This window comes from Actinoplanes sp. NPDC051405 (assembly GCF_055586185.1).
The window spans coordinates 111,194-126,538 of the sequence record NZ_JBVJIR010000002.1; the positions used below are offsets into that span (position 1 = coordinate 111,194).

Below are 15,345 nucleotides of genomic sequence, written 5' to 3' on the forward strand. Positions count from 1 at the left end.
TCCCACCGCATCGGAGGGTCCGCATGACCGATCCGCACCTGGCCCCGCACTGGGAGTCGTCCGCGCTGGTCACCATCGACATGCAGCGGGACTTCCTGTCCGGGCGGCCGTACGGGCTGGCCGGCACCACCGAGATCATCCCGTCGCTGCGCTCGCTGATCGACGCCTTCCGGGCCGCGCGCCGGCCGATCGTCCACATCGTCCGGCTCTACCAGGGTGACGACGTCGACCGGGTGCGGCGCACGCTCATCGACGGCGGCGGTCAGCTGGCCCGGCCCGGCACCGACGGCCGGCTGCTCGCGCCCGGCCTGCTGCCCGGCGACGGCCCCGACCTGGACGACAAGCTGCTGCTCGAGGGGCGGGCGCAGGAGCTCGGCCCCGACGAGTTCGCGCTGTTCAAACCGCGCTGGGGCGCTTTCTACCGCACCCCGCTCGACGAGCTGCTGCGCGAGCGCGGCATCGACACCGTGGTCTTCGCCGGCTGCAACCTGCCCAACTGCCCCCGGGCCAGCATGATCGAGGCCAGTGAGCGGGACTACCGGGTCGTGCTGGCCACCGATGCCATCTCCCAGGCCACCGAGCAGAGCTTCCGGGAGATCGCCGGGATCGGCGTCGTGCTCGCCGCCACCGCGGACATCGTCGCCCGGGTCACCACGCCGGGTTGAGCCCGGCGCGGCAGGCGTCGCGGCTGGAAGGAGCACCATGCGAGCCGTTCTGGCGGACCTGTCGATCCCCCGGTACCTGGCCACCGCGGCCGCCCGGGCGCTACCCCGGGGCCTCGGTGGTGACGCCGGCCGGGGTGCGGCCGGTTTGCTCGCCCTGCGCGAGGACGTGCCGGTGCCGGTGCTGCCCCGCGCCCCCGGCTGGGTGCTGCTGCGCCCCGAGCTGTCCGGCATCTGCGGCAGCGACACGGCCGTCGCGCACGCCAAGTCGTCGCTGGTGCTCAGCGCGTACTACACCGCGCGGCGGCAGGTCCTGGGGCACGAGATCGTCGCCGTGGTCGAGTCGGCCGGGCCGGGTGTCACCTCTGTGTCCGCGGGCGACCGGGTCGTCGTCGACCCGGTCCTGTCCTGCGTGCACCGCGGCTTCGCCCTGTGCCGGTCGTGCCGGGAGGGCTTCCCGTACGTCTGCGAGCGCTTCGACGAGCCCGGTGTCTCCGGCTGCCGGTCGCCCACCCAGGGCTTCGACGCGGCGCTGGGCGGGGGCTGGGGCGAGTACGTCGCCGCCCACGAGAGTCAGCTGCACCGGGTCGGGGCGCTGCCGTCGTACCGTGCGGTCCTCGCCGAGCCCGCGGCCGTCGCCCTGCACGCGGCGCTGCACTGGCAGCGCCGCGGTGACCGCGCCGTGGTCATCGGCCCGGGGACCATCGGCCTGCTCGTGACGGCCGCCCTGCGCCGGCTGCACCCGGACCTGGACATCACCGTGGTCGGCCCGGGTGAGTTCAGCCGGGCGGCGGCGGTGCGCACGGGGGCCAGCCGGGCGCTGGAGCCGGGTCCGCAGGTGGTCGAGTCCCTCGCCCGCGTGCACGGCGGGCGCGTTGTCCGGCCGCGGCTGACGCGGACCCCGATTCTGGACCTGGGCGTGGACGTGGTCTTCGACTGTGTGGCCCGCAGCGAGACGATCGACCTGGCCCTGCACCTGCTGCGGCCGACCGGCATGCTGGTGCTCGTCGGCGGGGCCGGCCGGCAGCGGGTCGACTGGTCGCTGGTCTGGAACCGCCAGCTCACCGTCCAGGGCACCGTCAACTCGGGTCCGGAGCCGGCCCTGGCCGGGCGGACCACGATGGCCGAGGTGGTGGAGTGGCTCGCCGACCCGGCCTACCCGGTGGACGCGCTGGTGACGCACACCTTCGCGCTGGACGACTGGCGGCTCGCGCTGCGGACCGCGTCGGCCGCGGCCCGGGCCTACGCCGTGAAGGTCACCCTACGGCCGAATCCCGAGGTACCGCTGGTGCCGGGTCCCGAGCGAGCTCGGTGAGGAACGTGACCAGAGCATTCCGGTACGGGCCCACGGTGCGCAGGTCGGCGTACTCGCCGGAGCCGTGCTGGCCGTCGCCGCCCGGGCCGAAGATCACCGCGTCGATGCCGCGCGCGGAGTAGAACCGGCCGTCGGCGGCGCCGTGCTTGCGCAGCAGCTCGCCCGGGTAGCCGGCCGAGCTCGCCGCCGCCCGTAGCAGCATGACCTCGCGGCTGTGCGGGTCAGCGTGGTGCGGCGCACCGAGGCTGTCCACGCTGACCGGCACGCCGCTGACCGACCTCAGCAGCGCGGCGATCTCCTCGCTCGTGCGGCCGGCGAAGTCGGTGTCCTGCGGCGGAAAGCGGATGTCGAGCCAGGCGGTGGCCTCGGCCGGCACCTGGTTGACGGCGCGGTTCGTGGTCTCGATCCGGGCCACGTTGACCGTCGTACGCCACTGCTCGTCCGGCGGCACCGGCCATCGGCGCAGCACGGCGTCGACCGCACCGGTCAGGGTGAGCAGAGCGTTGTCGCCGAGCCACGGGTAGGCGGCGTGGGCCGCGGTGCCGGTGGCGTGCAGGCGTACCTGGAGGATGCCCTTGGAATCGGTGACCACGCGCAGACCGCTCTGCTCGCCGATGAGCACGAAGCCGGCGGTGACGCCGGCGGCCAGCTGGTACGCGGTGCCGTCGAAGCCGCCGACCTCCTCGTCGGTGACCAGTTGCAGACCCAGCGGGTACGGCAGCGACGGCGCCAGCGAGCGGAACACCTCGGCCAGCACCAAGGCGGCCACCTTCATGTCCTGCGCGCCGCGGCCGTAGAGCCGGTCGCCGTCCCGCCGGGCCGCATAGCTCTCGGCGGGCACGACGTCGAGGTGGGCGTTGAGCAGCACCCGGAAGTGGGGGCGCGGCCCGGGCAGGTGCACCAGGGCACTCGGCTTGCCCCGGGAGGTGAAGCGCTCCACCGTGAAGCCGGGCCCGACGACGTCGAGCACGAGCTCCAGCGCGCGGTGCAGTTCCTCGGGCCGGTCCGCGGTGGAGGGTACGGCGATCAGCTCGGCGGCGCGGGCCGGCAGGTCCATGCCCCGACCCTATCGAGTAAATCGGTTGCGGCCCCGCCCGGCGGCGGATAGAACTGGCGGCCGGACCGACGAAGGAAGGAGGGCTGGGCCATGTACGCGACGCACACCGCGCCCACGTCCTCCCGGGGCCACCAGCCGAGCTGATCCCGGCGGGACAGGGCGCCTCCGCAACGGAGAATGCCTTGACTCTGCACCACCACGACCTGACCCTGCGCCCGATCACCGGGCCCGACGAGCTGGACCTGTTCACCACCTTCCCGTACGTCCTCAACGGCGAGCTCGCCAAGGACCTGGACGCCGGCCGCCGCCACCCGCGGTGGCTGTGGCTCGCCCTGCGCGGCGAGCGCGTCGTCGCCCGGGCCGCCTGGTGGTCCCGCCCCGGCGCGGAGCACCCGTTCCTGATGGACATCCTCGATCTCGACGGCGACCCCGACGACGCCGTGCGGCTCGTCCGGACGGCTCTGTCCACGGTGGTCGCCGCGGGTGAGACTCCGCCCGACTATCTGCGGTACGTCCCGGGCGACTGGCGCGAGCAGCCCGACGTCCGCCGCGGCGTCGAGCAGCGGATGGGCGTGCTGGAACGCCTCGGCGCCAAGCTCTTCGTCGAGCGGCTGCGCCTGGAGTGGCGGCCCGGCACGCCGGTGCCGGAGCCGGCCGGGCGCCTCACGTTCCGCCCGGTGCGCGACGCCGAGGAGCTCATCGGGCTCATGACGCGGGTGCTGGACGGCACCCTGGACGCGCACAGCCTCGACGATCTGAGCCGGATGAGCGCCCGGCAGGCCGCCGAGGAGCAGTACCGCGACGAGCTGGAAGGCTATGCCAGCCCGCACGAGTGGTGGCGGGTGGCGACGCTGCCGGACGGGGAGCCGGTCGGCTTCGTGATCCCGGCGCACAACGGCTACAACCCCATCATCGCCTACCTCGGGGTGGTGCCGGAGCACCGCGGCCACGGTTACATCGACGAGGTGCTGGCGGCGGGCACGCGGCTGCTGGCGGAGGAGGGCGTACCCCGGATCCGGGCCTCCACCGACGTGGGCAACCAGCCGATGGCCCGGGCCTTCGCCCGGGCCGGCTACGACGCGTTCGAACGCCAGCTCGACATGACCTGGCGCTGATCGGGGGCGCGCCGGGCCCGGCCGGGCTCGGCGCGTGATCAGCTGGAGGCAGCCCCGGCGGTGGCCACGCCCGCGAACGGGATGCTCGTCGCCCCGGTGTGGCCGTCACCGTCCGGGTGCCGCCAGAGGCCGCGGCGGCGCAGCTCCGGCAGGACGCCCTCGCCGAACCAGTACGCCTCCTCCAGGTGCGGGTAGCCGGACAGGATGAACTCGGTGATGCCCAGGCCGGCGTACTCGGCGATCCGGTCGGCGATCTCGGTGTGGCTGCCGACCAGGGCCGTGCCCGCGCCGCCGCGGACCAGGCCGACACCCGCCCACAGGTTCGGCGAGACGACCAGGCCGTCGCGGCTGCCGCCGTGCAGGTCGAGCATCCGCCGCTGGCCCTCGGACTCGCTGCGCCGCAGGCCCGCCTGCACCGCCTCGATGTCGGCCGGCGAGACGCCCTGCAGCAGCCGGTCCGCCTCGGCCCAGGCCGCCTCCGCCGTGTCGCGGGCGATGACGTGCAGCCGGATGCCGAAGCGCAGCGCCGGGTTCAGGCCGCGGATCCACGCGATCTTCTCCGCCACCTGGGCCGGCGGCTCACCCCAGGTGAGGTAGACGTCGGTGTGCCGGGCCGCGACCGGGCCGGCCGCGGCCGACGAGCCGCCGAAATAGATCTCCGGCGCCGGGTCGGGCAGGCGGCTCAGCCGGGCGCCCTCGACGCGCAGGTGCTCGCCGACGTGGTCGACGGTCTCGCCCCGCCACAGGGCCTTGATGATGCCGAGGAACTCGTCGGTGCGGGCGTACCGGGCGTCCTTGTCGAGGAAGTCGCCGTAGCCGCGCTGCTCGCTGGACTCGCCCCCGGTGACGACGTTGAGCAGCAGCCGGTTGCCGGACAGCCGCTGGAACGTCGAGGCCATCTGGGCGGCGAGGGTCGGCGAGATCAGCCCGGGGCGGAACGCGACCAGGAACTTGAGCCGCTCGGTCACCTCGGTGAGCATCGCCGTGGCCAGCCAGGCGTCCTCGCACCAGGCCCCGGTCGGGGTGAGTGCGCCGACGAAGCCGAGCTGCTCGGCGCTGCGGGCGATCTGGCCGAGGTAGCCGATGGTCAGCGGGCGGATGCCCCCGGCGGAGCCGACCGGCGTGCCGTGCCCGCCGCCGACGATGTCGCGGCTGTCGCCGTTGGTGGGCAGGAACCAGTGGAAGTCGAGCGAGGTCATGGGCCCAGGGTACCCATATCTCCTATCGGCTAGATAGAGTGACGGCCATGCATAGACGGAGTGCGATCGCCGCCCTGCTGGCCCTGACCGTGTCCGTGGCGCTCGGCGGGTGCGCCGGCGACGACGCGGGCGCCGGCCCGGCCGACAACGGCCCCCTGCGGATCGGCTACCAGCGGTTCGGCGGGCTGAGCCTGGTCAAGGCCCGGGCCGCCGCCCCGGACGCGCAGTGGTCGCTCTTCGAGAGCGGCCCGGCGGTCACCGAGGCGCTCAAGGCGGGCGCCATCGACATCGGCCAGACCGGCGAGGCCCCGCCGATCTTCGCGGCCGCCGCCAAGATCCCCTTCGCCATCGTCGGCACCAGCGCGCCCGTCCCCAAGGGCGAGGCCGTCCTGGTCAAGCAGGCCAAGGGCTACAAGAGCTTCGCCGACCTGCGCGGCCGGACGGTCGCGCTGAACAAGGGCTCGAACGTCAACTGGTTGCTGGTCAAGCTGCTGGAGGCCAACCACATGAAGCTGACCGACATCAACGTGAAGTACCTCAAGCCCGCCGAGGGGCGGCCGGCCTTCGACAACGACCAGGTCGACGCGTGGATCATCTGGGACCCGTACTTCGCGCTGGCCGAGCAGCCGGGGGTGCAGGTGCTCGCCGACGCCACCGGGCTGGCCAACAACCGCGAGTACATCCTGGTCCACCCCGATGCGGTCAAGAACAAGGCGCCGCGGATCCGGACGTTCCTGGACACGTACCAGAAGACCACGACCTGGGGAATCGCCAACCCGGAGGAACGCGCCAAGGTGCTGGCCCCGGAGCTGAAGATCGACGAGGCGGTGACCGCCCGCGCGCTGGCCCGCTCCGCGCAGCCGCTCGCCCCGCTGACTCCCGAGGTCGGCGCCGAGCTGCAAGCCATCGCTGACGGCTTCACCGACCTGAAGCTCATCCCGGGCAGTGTCGACATGAAGGCCCGGATCGACGACCGGTTCACCGCGGAGCTGCAATGACCGCCGTCGCCACGGCACCGGACGTGGCGGTGCGCCCGCGCCAGGTCAAGCGGGTCCGGCGGCTGCGGTGGCAGCGCATCGTCAGCCCGGTCGTGATCCTGCTGCTGTGGAAGGCGCTGTCGCGCGGCGGCGTGCTGTCGCCGGACAAGCTGCCCGCCCCGAGCACCGTGCTGCGCACCGGCTGGCGCCTGACCGCCGACGGCACGCTGGGCGCGCACCTGCTGGACTCGCTGACCCGCGCCGGCATCGGGCTGGTCATCGGCGGGGTGCTCGCGCTGGCGCTGGGCGCGACGGCCGGCCTGCTGCGCCTGGGCGACGACGCCATCGACCCGCCCGTGCAGATGGCCCGGATGCTCCCGCACCTGGCCCTGGTGCCGCTGCTGATCATCTGGGTCGGCATCGGCGAGTCGATGAAGATCACCCTGGTCGCGCTGGGCGTGTTCTTCCCGCTCTACTTCAACACGTACGCCGGCATCCGCGACATCGACGAACGCCTGGTCGAGGCGGCCAAGACCTGCGGGCTGGGCACCTGGGCCCGGTTGCGGCACGTGATCCTGCCCGGCGCGCTGCCCTCGCTGTTCCTCGGCCTGCGGCTGGCCATCGGGGCGGCCTGGCTCAGCCTGGTGGTCGGCGAGCAGACCAACACCCAGAACGGCATCGGATTCCTGATGATGGAGGCCCGCGAGTTCAGCCAGACCGACGTGGTGGTCCTGGGGCTTTTCGTGTACGCCGCCCTTGGCCTGCTGTCGGACCTGCTGCTGCGGGCCGCGGAAAGGAGAGCCCTGGCATGGCGACGCGGGCTGCGAGCGTCATGAATCCGGTGGTACGGGCGCAAAGTGTCCACCGGGCGTTCGGCCCGGCGGTCGTCCTCGACGGCGTCGACCTGTCCATCGCCCCGGGCGAGGTGGTGGCCCTGCTCGGCGGCAGCGGCTCGGGCAAGAGCACCCTGCTGCGCATCCTGGCCGGCCTCGACCCGGACGCGACCGGCGCGGTGACCGTCCCCCGCGAGCACGCGGTCGTCTTCCAGGAGCATCGCCTGCTGCCCTGGAAGCGGGTGGCCGGCAACGTCGGCCTGGGCGTGACCGGCGGTGACGTCCCGGCCCGTACGGCGGCGGCGCTGGCCGAGGTGGGCCTGGCCGACCGGGGCCACAGCTGGCCGGCGGAGCTGTCCGGCGGGCAGTCCCAGCGGGTGGCCTTCGCCCGCGCGCTGGTCCGCGAACCGCGGGTGCTGCTGCTCGACGAACCGTTCGGTGCGCTGGACGCACTGACCCGGCTCAAGATGCAGGACCTGTTCGGCCGCCTGCGGGCGCGGCACGGCTTCGCGGCGTTACTGGTCACCCACGACGTCGACGAGGCGTTGCTGCTGGCCGACCGGGCCCTGGTGCTCGACGGCGGGAAGATCGCCGAGGAACTGGTGATCCCCCTGGAGCATCCGCGGGCGCCGGACGACCCGGGCTTCGGACCGCTGCGGCGCCGGCTGCTGGACCGGCTGGGGGTGCCGCTCGCCCGCAACTAGCGCCGCGCTCCGGGGCCGCCGTCTCAGGTGTCCCGGCGGGGGCCGGAGTGCCGCACCGGCTGCACGGACCGGCCGCCACGGAACTCGTCACCCCAGCGGGACGTCTTCGGCCGGGAGCGGATCGCCGGCCCCCGCCAGTCCGGACGCCAACCGGCCGTCAGCGCCCGGTCGATACTCGCGGCGACCGTCGACGAGGACACGGACCGGCCCTCCGGCGCGGAGTGGTCCGGCAGCGTGACCATCAGCAGGGCACCGTGGCCGGTGGCCTGCTCCACCACGAACGGCAACAGGTTCCAGCCGTCGCCCTGGTGGTAGGCCGCCCGCCTGCGGACCGTCCAGCGGTACGCCGTCCCACCGACCGTGATCGGCCGCGATCGCCTCCGTGCCACTGCCATCCGTGGTCCCTCCCGCATCCCCGTCATGCTCGGATGCCCGACCCTACGTCAGGCGTGGCCGGACCCGCCGCCGTATTTCGGCGGGGTCACCACGGGGGCCCCTGGCCCAGCCACTCCTTGGCGAGCAGTTCGAAGGAGTGCACCCGGTCCGCGTGGTCGTACGTCACCGTGGTGACGAGCAGTTCGTCGGCCCCCGTCGCCCGTTGCAGGGTCCGCAGCTTGTCCGCCACGGTCTGCGGCGAGCCGACGAACTGCGTCGCCACCCGGTCGGCGACCAGGTCCCGTTCCTCCGCTGTCCACACGTGCGCCGCCACCTCGGCCGGTGACGGGTACGGCCGGGCCCCCGCCCCCGTCCGGATGCTGTGCACCCACAGGCCGAAGCCCGCCGCCAGTTCCCGCGCCGTGTCGTCGTCCGCCGCCACCACGACGTCCGCCGAGACCATGACGTGCGGTGCGGCCAGGACCGCCGACGGCCGGAACGCCGAGCGGTAGGCGTCCACCGCCTCCAGCACTTTGGCCGGTGCGACGTGATAGTTCGCCGCGAACGGCAGGCCGCGCCGGCCCGCCTCCCGGGCGCTCTGGCCGCCGCTGCTGCCCAGGATCCACAGCTGGAGGTCCGCGCCCTCGCCCGGCACCGCACGCGCCTCGTTGCCGTCGCCGTCGGTGATCGGGCCCGCCAGCAGCGCCTCGATCTCGTCCAGCACCTCGGGGAAGTCCGGGGGTTCCGCGCCCGGCTGCTGCAACAGCCGCACGAACAGAGCCGTGCGGGCGGAGGCCAGCAGCGGGGCGAACGAGAACGGCTTCGGGATCAGCAGGCCGTCGACCACGTGTTCCTCGGCCGGCGGCGGCGGAGTGCCCAGTTCGCTCAGCGCTTCCTTGCGGCGCTGGCCCGAGCGGCCCAGGCCGAGGTCGAAGCGGCCCGGGTAGAGGGCGTCGAGCAGGCCGAACTGCTCCACGATGGACAGCGCGGTCTGGTGGCCGGTCTGCACCGCGCCCGAGCCGAGCCGGATGTGGCCGGTCACCGCCGCCAGCTGGCCCAGCAGCAGCGCCGGCTGGGAACTGGCCACGCCGGGCGTGAAGTGGTGCTCGGCCACCCAGTAGCGGGCGTAGCCGAACTGCTCGGCGTGCCGGGCCAGGTCCAGCGTGCGGTGAAGGGCGTCGCCGGCGGTGCCGCCGGCCAGGATCGGGGCGAGGTCGAGGATCGACAGGGGTACGGGCATGGTCACTGTCCTCCCAGGGGACGGCTGGGGATGCTCCGGCGCAGCTCGGGGGCGATGTCGCTCTGGAAGAGCTCCAGCGTGGCGCGGTGCTGTTTCTCGGTGAGGCCGTCCGCGTCGGCGCTCAGGTGCATCACCTCGTGGCCGAACTCGGCGTGGTAGCGGTGCACCTTGTCGATGATCTGTTGGGGGCTGCCGACCAGGATCGAGCCGCGGGCGATGGCGTCCTCCAGGGTCGGGAAGACCGGGGTGAGCCCGAGCCGGGTGAACGCGGCCAGCCGGGCGTCGAAGATCGGCCGGTACGTCGCGATCGCCTCCTGCGAGGTACGCGCGGCGTAGTAGCCGGCCGAGCCCGCACCGACGAGCGCGTCCGCCGGGTCGTGGCCGTAGTGCGCCCAGCGCTCGCGGTAGTGGCGGATCAGCTCGGCGTACGGCTCGATCGGGTTGGTGACGTTGGCGGAGAACAGCGGGTCGCCGTAGCGGGCGGCGAGGTCGACCGACGCGCGGCTGGTGGCGCTGCCGTGCCAGACCCGGATCGGCTGCTGCAACGGGCGGGGCCACGTCTCGGCGTCGGTGAGCGGCGGGCGGAAGCGGCCCTGCCAGGTCACCTTCGGTTCGCGCCAGAGCCGGCGGAACAGCTCGTACGATTCGCGGTTGCGGTCCCACTGGTCCTCGGCGGTGACGTGGAACAACTCGGCCTGGGCGGCGCCGTTGCCCTTGCCGATGATCAGGTCCAGCCGGCCGTCGGCGAGGTTGTCCAGGGTGGCGTAGTCCTCGTAGGCGCGTACCGGGTCGAGCAGGCTGAGCGTGGTGACCGCGGTGAAGAGCCGGATCCGGCTGGTCCGCGCGGCTATGTGGCTGAGCACGACCGGCGGGGACGAGGAGATGAACGGGCGTTCGTGGCGCTCGCCCACGCCGTACCCGTCGAAGCCCAGCTCCTCGCCCAGCACGGCGTTGTCGACCACCTCGCGGAAGCGTTGCCGGGTTGTCCTCGCCGGGTCCAGGTGGGTGATCAGGGTGATGAGCAGGAACTTCATGCCAGCCCCAGGTGCCCGCGCAGTGTGCTGGTGGTGTATTCGGTGCGCAGCACGCCGCGTTCCTGCAGCAGCGGCACCACCGTGTCGACGAAGTCGTCGAGGCCGCCCGGCGTGAGGTGCGGGACGAGGATGAAGCCGTCGCAGGCGTCGGTCTGCACATACGTGTTGAGCTCGGCCGCCACCCGGGCCGGGGTGCCGATGAACGACTGCCGCCCGGTCACCTCGATGATCAGCTCGCGGATGCTGAGGTTCTTCTGCTCCGCGCGGGCCCGCCACTCGGCCGCGGTGGCCAGCCGGTCGGGGTACATGCCGGCCCGGCCCTGGATGATCGACTCCTCGGAGACGTCGGGGTCGATGGCGGGCAGCGGGCCCTCGGCGTCGTAGCCGGACAGGTCGCGGTTCCAGAGCTGTTCCAGCAGCAGGATGGCGGTCTGCGGGCTGACCTGCTGGCGCCGGATGTGGTGGGCCTTCTCCTGGGCGTCGGCCTCGGTGTCGCCGAGCACGAACGACACCCCGGGAATGATCTTCAGGCTGTCCGGGTCGCGGCCGTGGCGGGCCAGCCGGGACTTGACGTCGCGGTAGAACGCCCGGCCGTCCTCGAGCTCGTGGTGCCGGGAGAAGACCGCGTCGGCCTTGGCGGCGGCCAGTTCCCGGCCGCCGTCGGAGTCGCCGGCCTGCAGGATCACCGGGTGGCCCTGCGGGCTGCGGGGGACGCCGAAGCGGCCCTCGATGCCGAACTGCGGGCCGTGGTGGGCGAACGAGCCGGTGTCGGCGAAGAAGCCACGGTCGCGGTCGGGGGCGAGCTCGGCCCAGGAGTCCCACAGCTCGCGGGCGGTGTCGATGAACTCGCCGGCCCGTTCGTAGCGCTGGGCGTACTCCAGGAACCCGCCGCGCCGGAAGTTCTCGCCGAAGAACGGGCCGGAGGAGGTGACCACGTTCCAGGCCGCCCGGCCGCCGGAGAGGTGGTCGAGCGTGGCGAGCTGACGGGCCAGCTCGTACGGCTCGTGGAAGGTGGCGTTGAGGGTTCCGGCGAGCCCGAGGTGGGTGGTGACGGCGGCCAGGCCGGCCAGCACGGTCAGCGTGTCCGGGCGCCCGACCACGTCCAGGTCGTGGATCAGCCCGCGCTGCTCGCGCAGCCGCAGCCCCTCGGCCAGGAAGAAGAAGTCGAACTTGCCCCGCTCGGCGGTGCGGGCCAGGTGCACGAAGGAGTCGAACTCGATCTGGCTGCCGGCCGCCGGGTCGCTCCACACGGTGGTGTTGTTCACGCCGGGGAAGTGCGCGGCGAGAATGATCTGCTTAGCCAAGGCGGGCCCCTTCGTAGCGGTTGACGGCGTGCGGCAGGCCGAGGCGTTCGCGCAGCGTGCCCGGCGCGGGTGCGGTGCGGAAGACGCCGCGGTCCTGCAGCGTCGGCACCAGCAGCCGGGTGATCGCCTCCAGGTCGTACGGCAGGGCGCCGGGCCGCAGCCGGAAACCGTCCAGCCCGGCCTCCCGCCAGGCCAGCAGCAGGTCCGCGAGCTCTTCCGGGGCGCCGGCGAAGATCAGCGCGTCGGAGGGCACCGGCGCGCCCGCGAGCTCGTCCAGCCGGGCCCGGCGGCGCAGCGCTGTCCCGCCGTGCTCGTCGAGGAACACCACCAGGTCGGCGTAGATCTTCAGGGGGCCGGCCGCGCGGACCTGGGCGACGATCTCGGCGGCCTCGGCGGGCGAGGCCGGCGTCACGAAGACCACGTCGGCCGAGCGGGCCGCGAACTCGTACACCGCCGGGGTGTGCGCGAGGGCGGCCACGACGGGCTGGCCCTGCGGTGGCCGGGGCACGATCGAGGGTCCCTTGACGCTGAACCACCGGCCGGCGAAGTCGATGTAGTGCAGCCGGTCCCGGTCGATGAACCGGCCGGTGGCGATGTCCTTGATGACGGCGTCGTCCTGCCAGCTGTCCCAGAGCCGGCGGACCACCTCGACGGCGTCGGCGGCCTCGTCGAGCAGGTCCCAGAGCTGCTCGTCGCCGGAGCCGGCCGGGCGCCGTCCCAGCAGGGCCGCCTCGGCCGGGGCGGCGGAGATCCGGGCCTGCCAGCCGGCCCGGCCGGTGCTCAGGTAGTCGAGCGTGGCCACGGCCGTGGACAGGTGGAACGGCTCGGTGTGGGTGGTGGTGGCGACCGGGATCAGCCCGACGTGCCGGGTCACCGGGGCCACCCGCGATGCGACCAGCACGGCGTCCAGCCGCCCGTTGATCCGGCCGGGGTCGTCGGTCGGCGGCCCGAAGGTGTCCTCGAACGTGACGAAGTCCAGCAGACCGGCGTCGGCCTCCCGGGCCAGTTGCGTCCAGTACCCGGCGGTGAAGACCGCCGTGGCGGCCAGCGGCGAGGTGCGCCAGGCGGCGGGGTGCCAGCCGAGCCCGTCGAGGGCCACGGCGAGGTGCAGATCGGTCATGGGACGGCCTCCAGGGTGGGCACCGCGGCCAGCAGCGCGCGGGTGTATTCGTGCCGCGGACGGGTGAAGACGTCGGTGACCGGGCCGCGCTCGACGACCGTGCCGTCGCGCATGACGAGGACCCGGTCGGCGAGGTGGTGCACCACGCCCAGGTCGTGCGAGATGAACAGCAGCGCGGTGCCGTCGGTGGCCCGGATGTCGGCCAGCAGGTCCAGCACCTGGGCCTGCACCGAGACGTCCAGCGCGGAGACCGGCTCGTCGCAGATGATCAGGCTGGGCCGCGGCGCGAGGGCCCGGGCGATGGCGACCCGCTGGCGCTGGCCGCCGGAGAGATGCCGCGGATGGCGGTCCAGGACGGTGGCGTCCAGGCCGACGCGTTCCAGCAGCGGGACGACGGCGGCACCGGGCGGCAGGGCCTCCCCGACGATCCGGGCCACCGTCCAGCGGGGGTCGAAGGAGGACAGCGGGTCCTGGGAGATCAGCTGCATCCGGCGGCGCCGCGGTCGCCGGCCGCGCTCGGACACCCCGGACCAGGGCGCGCCCTCGAAGGTGACGCTGCCGGCGGTCGGCTCCACCAGCCCGAACAGCAACTGCGCCACGGTGGTCTTGCCCGAGCCGGACTCCCCGACCAGGCCCACGATCTCGCCGCGCCCGATGCTCAGGTCGACGCCGGCGACGACGGTGCTGCGGCCGTACACCTTGCGCAGTGCGGTGGCCTCGGCCACGACGCCGGCCGGCGGCCGGACCGCCGGGCTCTCCCCCGATCCGGCCAGCCGGCGGCCGCGGGACGCCGCCGACGGGACCGCGGCCAGCAGCTTCTTCGTGTACGGGTGCTCCGCGCCGGACACGAGCAGCGACGTGGCCCCCGACTCGACGAGGCGGCCTTCGCGCATGACCAGCACGCGGTCCGCCGTCCGGCCGACGACCGCGAGATCGTGGCTGATCAGCAGCAGCGTCTCCCCCGCCGCCTTGCGCTCGGCCAGCAGCGCCAGGATCTGCGCCTGCACGGTGACGTCGAGGGCCGTGGTCGGCTCGTCGGCGATCAGCAACGGCGGCTCGCCGGCGATGGCGGAAGCGATCAACGCCCGTTGCCGCAGGCCGCCGGAGAGCTGGTGCGGATACTGCCGGGCGCGCCGGGCCGGCTCCGGCACGTGCACGTCGGCGAGCAGCTTCTCCACCGGGGTCCGGCGCCGGTGGGTGCGCAGCACCTCGCCGATCTCCGCGCCGACCGTGCGCAGCGGGTCGAGCGACACCAGCGCGTCCTGCAGGACCAGGCCCGCGAAGCCGCCGCGCACCCGGCGCCAGTCCCGCTCGGTGTGCCGGCGGGCGTCGCGGCCGTCGAGCTCCAGCGCGGCGGCACGGACCTCGGCGCCGGGACCGGCCAGACCGACCAGGGTACGGGCGGTGACGCTCTTGCCCGACCCCGACTCCCCCACGATGGCCAGGCACTCACCGCGCTCGACGGTGAAGCTGACGCCCCGGACGGCCTCGACCCGGTGCCGTCCGGTGTCGAACGTGACGTGCAGGTCCTCGACGCGGACCAGGGGTGTGCTCATCGTTGCTCCCGTCCCTCGAAGCGGCGCTGCAGGTGTCGTCCGGTGACGGTCAGCGCTATGACGGTTCCAGTGACGACGACGCCCGGCAGCACCGACGCCCACCAGGCGATCCGCAGGTAGCCGCGGCCCTCGGAGAGCATCGCGCCCCACTCCGGCGACGGCGGCTGCGGTCCCATGCCGAGGAAGCTGAGCCCGGCAGCGGCCAGCACGGCCTCGCCCAGGCCGATCATGGCCAGCACCGGGATCGGCCCGAGCACGTTGGGCAGCACGTGCCGCAGCACCAGCCGGGTCCGCGAGTGCCCGAAGGCGACGGCCTGGGTCACGTAGCCGGCCCGGCGCACGACCAGCGTCTGGGCTCGGACGACCCGGGCGTGGTGCGGCAGCGTGGCGATGCCGATGGCCACCACCAGGCTCACCGTCCCGGGGCCGGCGATGGCGATGAACAGCAGCGCGATCAGCAGCAGCGGGAACGCCGACAGCGCGTCGAACGAGCGGCTGAGCGCCTCGTCGGCGTACCGGTGGGCCAGGCCGGCCAGCACGCCGAGCAGGATCCCGGCGGTGACCGCGATCAGGGTGGCGGCGACGCCGATGGCCAGCGAGTGCCGGGCGCCGTGCACCACCCGGTCGAAGACGTCCCGGCCGAGCTGATCGGTGCCGAACCAGTGCCCGGCGGCCGGCGGCCGGAGCACCTGGAACGGGTCCGCGGCCAGCGGGTCCCCGGCGAACAGGCCGGGCCACAGCGCCGCGACCAGCATGAGCAGCAGGAAGCCGGTGGCGGTGGCGACGCCCGGGCGGGGGCGGCGGGTGGTGCGGCGGGCCCGGCCGATCAGTGGCCGCTCGGTGGCGAGGGTCAT

15 protein-coding genes are annotated in these 15,345 nt (G+C 73.8%); 6 read left to right on the top strand and 9 right to left on the bottom strand.

The window, feature by feature from the left end; genetic code table 11:
* Positions 1-23 precede the first annotated feature (23 nt).
* The gene (locus ACZ6S4_RS04865) at positions 24-665 is read left to right on the top strand and encodes a cysteine hydrolase family protein (protein ID WP_465473607.1); all 642 of its coding nucleotides are present in this window, start codon (positions 24-26) and stop codon (positions 663-665) included.
* A 37-nt stretch (positions 666-702) separates the two neighbouring features.
* The gene (locus tag ACZ6S4_RS04870; protein ID WP_465473608.1) at positions 703-1,977 is read left to right on the top strand and encodes a zinc-dependent alcohol dehydrogenase; all 1,275 of its coding nucleotides are present in this window, start codon (positions 703-705) and stop codon (positions 1,975-1,977) included.
* Here ACZ6S4_RS04870 and ACZ6S4_RS04875 read toward each other — a convergent pair.
* Complete coding sequence (locus ACZ6S4_RS04875) at positions 1,919-3,034, bottom strand: M20 family metallopeptidase (RefSeq protein ID WP_465473609.1); 1,116 nt, start codon at positions 3,032-3,034, stop codon at positions 1,919-1,921. The genes ACZ6S4_RS04870 and ACZ6S4_RS04875 overlap by 59 nt on opposite strands.
* A 182-nt stretch (positions 3,035-3,216) precedes the next feature.
* On the opposite strand from ACZ6S4_RS04875, the gene ACZ6S4_RS04880 reads away from it, so the two are divergent.
* The gene (locus ACZ6S4_RS04880; protein ID WP_465473610.1) at positions 3,217-4,149 is read left to right on the top strand and encodes a GNAT family N-acetyltransferase; all 933 of its coding nucleotides are present in this window, start codon (positions 3,217-3,219) and stop codon (positions 4,147-4,149) included.
* Positions 4,150-4,187: 38 nt separating this feature from the next.
* Here ACZ6S4_RS04880 and ACZ6S4_RS04885 read toward each other — a convergent pair whose 3' ends face one another.
* Positions 4,188-5,348, bottom strand: a complete 1,161-nt coding sequence (locus ACZ6S4_RS04885) for an LLM class flavin-dependent oxidoreductase (RefSeq protein ID WP_465473611.1) — start codon at positions 5,346-5,348, stop codon at positions 4,188-4,190.
* 47 nt (positions 5,349-5,395) lie between these two features.
* Between ACZ6S4_RS04885 and ACZ6S4_RS04890 the strand changes: the two genes are divergently transcribed.
* Genes ACZ6S4_RS04890 through ACZ6S4_RS04900 form a run of 3 tightly spaced genes read left to right on the top strand, consistent with a single transcriptional unit; the run spans position 5,396 to position 7,862 of the window.
* Complete coding sequence (locus ACZ6S4_RS04890) at positions 5,396-6,346, top strand: aliphatic sulfonate ABC transporter substrate-binding protein (protein WP_465473612.1); 951 nt, start codon at positions 5,396-5,398, stop codon at positions 6,344-6,346.
* The gene (locus ACZ6S4_RS04895; protein WP_465473613.1) at positions 6,343-7,161 is read left to right on the top strand and encodes an ABC transporter permease; all 819 of its coding nucleotides are present in this window, start codon (positions 6,343-6,345) and stop codon (positions 7,159-7,161) included. The genes ACZ6S4_RS04890 and ACZ6S4_RS04895 overlap by 4 nt, the downstream gene beginning before the upstream one ends.
* On the top strand, positions 7,158-7,862 hold the full coding sequence (locus ACZ6S4_RS04900) for an ABC transporter ATP-binding protein (RefSeq protein ID WP_465474139.1): 705 nt from the start codon (positions 7,158-7,160) through the stop codon (positions 7,860-7,862). Before ACZ6S4_RS04895 ends, ACZ6S4_RS04900 begins: the two co-directional genes overlap by 4 nt.
* Before the next feature lie 23 nt (positions 7,863-7,885).
* On the opposite strand, the gene ACZ6S4_RS04905 is transcribed toward ACZ6S4_RS04900, so the two are convergent.
* From ACZ6S4_RS04905 to ACZ6S4_RS04935, 7 genes are all read right to left on the bottom strand, one after another.
* Positions 7,886-8,257, bottom strand: a complete 372-nt coding sequence (locus ACZ6S4_RS04905; RefSeq protein WP_465473614.1) for a hypothetical protein — start codon at positions 8,255-8,257, stop codon at positions 7,886-7,888.
* Positions 8,258-8,343: 86 nt separating this feature from the next.
* Complete coding sequence (locus ACZ6S4_RS04910) at positions 8,344-9,477, bottom strand: LLM class flavin-dependent oxidoreductase (RefSeq protein ID WP_465473615.1); 1,134 nt, start codon at positions 9,475-9,477, stop codon at positions 8,344-8,346.
* Between the two features lie 2 nt (positions 9,478-9,479).
* Positions 9,480-10,511, bottom strand: coding sequence for an LLM class flavin-dependent oxidoreductase (locus tag ACZ6S4_RS04915; RefSeq protein WP_465473616.1), 1,032 nt, complete (start codon positions 10,509-10,511; stop codon positions 9,480-9,482).
* A complete protein-coding gene (locus ACZ6S4_RS04920; RefSeq protein ID WP_465473617.1) occupies positions 10,508-11,815 on the bottom strand; it encodes an NtaA/DmoA family FMN-dependent monooxygenase in 1,308 nt (435 codons plus the stop codon). Before ACZ6S4_RS04920 ends, ACZ6S4_RS04915 begins: the two co-directional genes overlap by 4 nt.
* On the bottom strand, positions 11,808-12,935 hold the full coding sequence (locus ACZ6S4_RS04925; protein WP_465473618.1) for an LLM class flavin-dependent oxidoreductase: 1,128 nt from the start codon (positions 12,933-12,935) through the stop codon (positions 11,808-11,810). Before ACZ6S4_RS04925 ends, ACZ6S4_RS04920 begins: the two co-directional genes overlap by 8 nt.
* Positions 12,932-14,491 carry a dipeptide ABC transporter ATP-binding protein gene (locus ACZ6S4_RS04930; RefSeq protein WP_465473619.1) on the bottom strand — a complete coding sequence of 520 codons (1,560 nt, stop codon included), beginning with the start codon at positions 14,489-14,491 and terminating at the stop codon, positions 12,932-12,934. The genes ACZ6S4_RS04925 and ACZ6S4_RS04930 overlap by 4 nt, the downstream gene beginning before the upstream one ends.
* Entirely contained in the window at positions 14,488-15,345 is an 858-nt protein-coding gene (locus ACZ6S4_RS04935) for an ABC transporter permease (protein WP_465473620.1), read from the bottom strand. Before ACZ6S4_RS04935 ends, ACZ6S4_RS04930 begins: the two co-directional genes overlap by 4 nt.